A 233-nucleotide genomic window follows, 5' to 3' on the forward strand; every position below is an offset into this window, starting at 1 on the left:
TTTGAGGTGATCAGAACCAGAATCGATAAGATGGGTGCAGTGCAGCCAAACGTTCAGAGAGTACCTGGTACGGCAAGAATTTCTGTTGAAATGCCTGGTATGAAGGATATCGATAAAGTGAAGAAAATGCTTCAGACTTCTGCAAAACTTCAGTTCTGGGAAGTACAACAAGCTCCGGAAGTTTATCCTTATTTTCAAACATTAGCTACAATGATCGCTGCAAAAGGTGATTC

Annotated in this window: 1 protein-coding gene; it reads left to right on the plus strand. The window is 41.2% G+C overall.

Annotation, left to right across the window (positions count from 1 at the left end; translation table 11 throughout):
• Positions 1 to 233 (plus strand): hypothetical protein (locus SCA31_RS25670; protein ID WP_410699743.1); only part of this gene is annotated, 233 nt, incomplete at both ends.

This window comes from Chryseobacterium sp. SIMBA_028 (genome assembly GCF_046535285.1).
In the GTDB taxonomy this organism is placed as follows: Bacteria; Bacteroidota; Bacteroidia; order Flavobacteriales; family Weeksellaceae; genus Chryseobacterium.